The 4532-nt window shown below is 56.9% G+C and carries 5 protein-coding genes; all 5 read left to right on the plus strand.

The window, feature by feature from the left end:
* Positions 1–12 precede the first annotated feature (12 nt).
* The 5 genes from K5905_RS28240 to K5905_RS28260 all read left to right on the plus strand — a co-directional run bounded on the left by K5905_RS28240 (position 13) and on the right by K5905_RS28260 (position 4388).
* The gene (locus K5905_RS28240; RefSeq protein ID WP_297590617.1) at positions 13–1239 is read left to right on the plus strand and encodes an FAD-binding oxidoreductase; all 1227 of its coding nucleotides are present in this window, start codon (positions 13–15) and stop codon (positions 1237–1239) included.
* Positions 1240–1249: 10 nt separating this feature from the next.
* Positions 1250–2353, plus strand: a complete 1104-nt coding sequence (locus K5905_RS28245; protein WP_297590606.1) for a cis-3-hydroxy-L-proline dehydratase — start codon at positions 1250–1252, stop codon at positions 2351–2353.
* Between the two features lie 10 nt (positions 2354–2363).
* Positions 2364–3389, plus strand: coding sequence for a proline racemase family protein (locus K5905_RS28250; RefSeq protein ID WP_297590609.1), 1026 nt, complete (start codon positions 2364–2366; stop codon positions 3387–3389).
* A gap of 186 nt (positions 3390–3575) precedes the next feature.
* Entirely contained in the window at positions 3576–4226 is a 651-nt protein-coding gene (locus K5905_RS28255) for a peroxiredoxin (protein ID WP_297590612.1), read from the plus strand.
* A gap of 36 nt (positions 4227–4262) precedes the next feature.
* Positions 4263–4388 carry a hypothetical protein gene (locus K5905_RS28260; RefSeq protein ID WP_297590615.1) on the plus strand — a complete coding sequence of 42 codons (126 nt, stop codon included), beginning with the start codon at positions 4263–4265 and terminating at the stop codon, positions 4386–4388.
* Positions 4389–4532: the final 144 nt, after the last annotated feature.

Genomic DNA, 4532 nt, shown 5'->3' on the forward strand with positions numbered 1-4532 from the left:
AACGTCCACGACATCGTTGTGATTGGTGCCGGTATCATCGGCATCAGCACAGCCCTTGCTTTGCAGGCGAAGGGTCATGAGGTGCTTGTGGTCGACAGGCAAGACGGCGAGGCGCGGGCTTCGGAGATGAATGCCGGTGCCTTCGCCTTCACCGATGTTGTGCCTTTGGCAACGCCCGGCATCATGCGAAAGGCACCGAAATGGCTTCTTGATCCGGTGGGGCCACTGTCAGTACCCCCCGCCTACGCTCTTAAAATTGCTCCCTGGATGCTGCGATTCTGGCGGGCTAGTTGGCCGGACCGGTATCGTCACTCTCTGGCGGCACAGGCAGATCTGATGAAATTGTCGCAGGCCGCGCTGGAAAATCAGATCGGCGATACGGACGCAGAGCACCTGTTTCGCCGGGAAGGCCAGTTGCAGCTCTTTGAAGGTGAGGCCGAGTTTCGTGCCAGCCGGCATTCCTGGGCTCTTCGAAAAGAGCATGGTATCCGCTTCGTACTTTTGACCGGGAGCGATGCGATTGCAGAAATCCAGCCCGGCCTGCATCCGCGCTTTACCCATGCCGGCTTCACCCCGGACTGGATAAACACCTGCGATCCCGCGCAATGGCTCGCCTTTCTTTCGGCGACTTTTTCAAAACGCGGTGGCCGGTTTTCACAGGCCGAAGTTACGGCTTTAAAGCCCGTCGAAGGAGAAGTTCAGCTTCAAACACCGGAAGGTGCCCTGGTTGCGCGGCAGGTTATAGTCTGCACGGGTGCCTGGTCGCACCATCTGGCGCGCACGATAGGTGACCGGATCCCGCTTGAAACGGAGCGTGGCTACAACACCACATTGCCCGATGGCGCCTTTGAGCTCAAAACCCACTTGACCTTTGGTGGGCACGGCTTTGTCGTCACCCGTATCAACAACGGCATCCGCGTTGGTGGAGCCGTGGAACTTGGCGGGCTCAAACTGCCTCCGAACTACAAGCGTGCGGACATCCTTCTGACCAAGGCCAAGTCGTTTCTGCCGGATCTCGAGACCCGAGGCGGGACACGTTGGATGGGCTTCCGGCCATCGATCCCCGACAGCCTGCCGGTGATTGCTCGCTCACCCAATGACAGCCGCGTTATTTACGCGTTCGGACACGGACACTTGGGGCTTACCCAATCGGCAGGAACCGCCGAACTGGTCGCGGCACTCGTAAATGACGCCTCCCTACCTATCGATATGAGCGCTTTTTCCGCGCACCGTTTCTGAGGAGACACCAATGAAAATCTTGGCCATCAACGTGTTTCAGGTGGGACTGCCGCTAAAGGAAGGCCGCTACAGCTGGTCCAACGGCAATTTCATCGAAGTTTTCGACAGTACTGTTGTCGAGATTGTCACCGACGAGGGACTGAAGGGCTACGCTGAATGCTGCCCGCTTGGATCGGCTTATCTGCCGAGTTTTGCTCTTGGCGTACGGGCAGGTCTCGAAGAACTGGCGCCTCACCTCATCGGTCAGGATCCGCTGAACATCGGCGAAGTCAATCGGGTGATGGATGCGGCCCTGCGCGGACATCCCTATGCCAAGGCACCCATCGACATCGCCTGTTGGGACCTATTGGGCAAGGCGACAGGGCAACCGGTCTACACGCTGTTGGGTGGCGCTGCCCAGGATGACGTCGTGCTCTATCGGGCGATCAGCCAGGAGTCCCCCGATGTCATGGCCCGGAAGATCGAAGGTTATGCGGCGGAGGGGTACACCAAGTTCCAGCTGAAGGTCGGTGGCGATGCCAATGATGATATTGACCGAATTCACGCGACCCGCTCGGTCCTGAAACCGTCCGATCTTCTGGTTGCTGATGCCAATACCGGCTGGACCCGGCATGAAGCGGCCCGTGTCGTTGGCGCGATCGCGTCCCTTGATGTTTATGTCGAACAGCCATGCCTGACTTACGAGGAAAGCGTCTCGATTCGGCGTCGCACCGGGCTGCCCTTTATTCTGGATGAGGTCATCGACGGACCGAATATGCTGGTGCGCGGTATTGCCGAAGACGCGATGGATTGTATCAATCTGAAGATTTCCAAGGTTGGCGGTCTGACCAAGGCAAAGCTCATGCGCGACCTGTGTGTTGCGCACGGCATTCCGATGACCATCGAGGATACCTGGGGCGGCGATATCACCACTGCCGCGATTGCCCATCTTGCACGCTCGACCCCGGCGGAATTCACTTTCTCCGCGACCGACTTCAACAGCTATGGCACGGTTGATATTGCCGAAGGCGCACCGAAACGTGTCAATGGACGCATGACGACATCCGATCGCCCGGGGCTCGGCATCACGCCGATTTTCGAGGCCTTGGGTGAACCCGTCGCCCGCTATTCCTGAGAGGATCAAGATGCGCAGCACCAAGACCCTTCATGTCATTTCCTGTCATGCTGAAGGCGAGGTCGGGGACGTCATCGTCGGCGGTGTTGCTCCGCCTCCCGGTGACAGCCTGTGGGAACAGCGCAGTTTCATTGCCAGGGACGAAACTCTTCGGAACTTCGTGCTGAATGAACCACGCGGTGGCGTCTTCCGGCATGTCAACCTGCTGGTGCCGCCAAAGCATCCGGAGGCGGATGCCGCGTTCATCATCATGGAACCGGAAGACACACCGCCGATGTCCGGTTCCAATTCCATCTGCGTGTCGACGGTACTTCTGGATGGCGGCATCATTCCTATGCGGGAGCCGGTTACCGAGATGGTATTGGAAGCGCCGGGCGGGTTGGTCCGTGTGAAAGCCGATTGCCGGAACGGCAAGGCGGAACGGATCTACGTTCAAAATGTCACGAGTTTCGCTGACAGGCTGGATGCGTCGCTGGAAGTCGAAGGACTGGGAACGTTGACGGTAGACACCGCCTATGGCGGCGACAGCTTTGTTGTTGTGGATGCCCGTGCGCTGGGGTTCGCAATCGAGGAAAGCGAGGCCAAGGACATCGCAAGATTGGGTGTTCGCATCACAAATGCCGCAAACGAACAGCTTGGCTTTACCCATCCGGAAAATCCGGATTGGGATCATATTTCCTTCTGTGCCTTTTGTGGTCCCTTGAGCGAAACGGATCGAGGTCTGTCTGGCCGCTCCGCCGTTGCTATCCAGCCGGGTAAAGTTGACCGATCGCCGACCGGGACTGCCGTGTCGGCCCGCATGGCCTTGATGGCAGTTCGTGGTCAGTTGTCCGTTGGACAGGAATTTGAGGCGAAATCCATCATCAACTCGACATTTACCGGCAAGATCCTGTCCGAACAGGCTGTTGGCAACAAGACGGGAATTGTCCCCGAGATCAGCGGGCGGGCCTGGGTCACGGGTATTCATCAGCACATGCTGGACCCTGGCGATCCCTGGCCTGGCGGATACAGGCTCAGCGACACCTGGGGCGCTTGACGAGCAGTACTGGTTTTAAACCCGAAATCGAACGCCAAATCGACTTTGAAGACTTGACTTGCGCCGGTACAAGCCCACGTTGAGCGGGCACCAAACATTGTCGTTCCGAATGAAAGAGCGTACCAATAGGACGCATTCAGAGAACCGGCAGTCCGTTCTCGCAGTACATTAAAAGGATGCAATCAAATGTCTCTTCGCATCAATGACACTGTCCCGAATTTTTCGGCTGAAACCGACCAGGGACCCATCAACTTTCATGAATGGATCGGCGACAGCTGGGCAATTCTGTTCAGTCACCCAAAGGACTTCACACCTGTCTGCACCACCGAATTCGGTGTCGTAGGTCAGTTGAGTGAAGAATGGAAAAAACGCGGCACCAAGGTGATCGGCGTGTCCGTCGACAACGCAGAAGATCACAGAAAATGGAAATTTGACATCGAGAAAGTTGCTGGTGCCAAGCCCGACTTCCCGATCATTGCCGATGACGGTCTCGCTGTTTCCAAGGCATTCGACATGTTACCGGCCGAGGCTTATCTGCCGGACGGGCGCACTCCAGCGGACAGTGCGACGGTTCGCTCCGTTTTCATCATCGGTCCGGACAAGCAGCTGAAGCTGTCCATGACCTATCCGATGACTGTCGGGCGAAATTTTGCTGAAGTTCTGCGCGCGCTTGATGCGTTGCAGATGTCGTCCAAGGGTGTTGCAACACCGGCCAACTGGGAAGTCGGTCAGGATGTGATCATTCCGCCGAGTGTGAATGATGAAGACGCCAAGGCCAAGTTCGGAGAGTTCGACGCGGTCCTACCATATCTCCGCAAGATCAAGGCTCCTGCCTGATAGATAACGCTGATCCGGGTTTGCGGATCCGGTGAAATGAACAAGGACCTGGTTGGCGGCTGGTGCTGCCACCGGGTCGAACTAACAAGTTACAAATCGTTCCTGAAGACGCAGCACTGGGCGGACTTGCCAGGTGCCACAATCAATGGCTTTGGCTTTTGAAGTTTCAACGCTAAGGTTCAGCGTGGAATTGGCCCATATTAATTGAGGGCGTCGCGCATGTTTACTTATTCAGCTTCGGCTGCGGCTAGAAATCGTTATTCAGACATTTTCAGATGGCCCTTGGGTACAGCATTAGCCCTATTC

Origin of the sequence: Roseibium sp. (assembly GCF_025698965.1) — a bacterium.
Taxonomy (GTDB): Bacteria; Pseudomonadota; Alphaproteobacteria; order Rhizobiales; family Stappiaceae; genus Roseibium.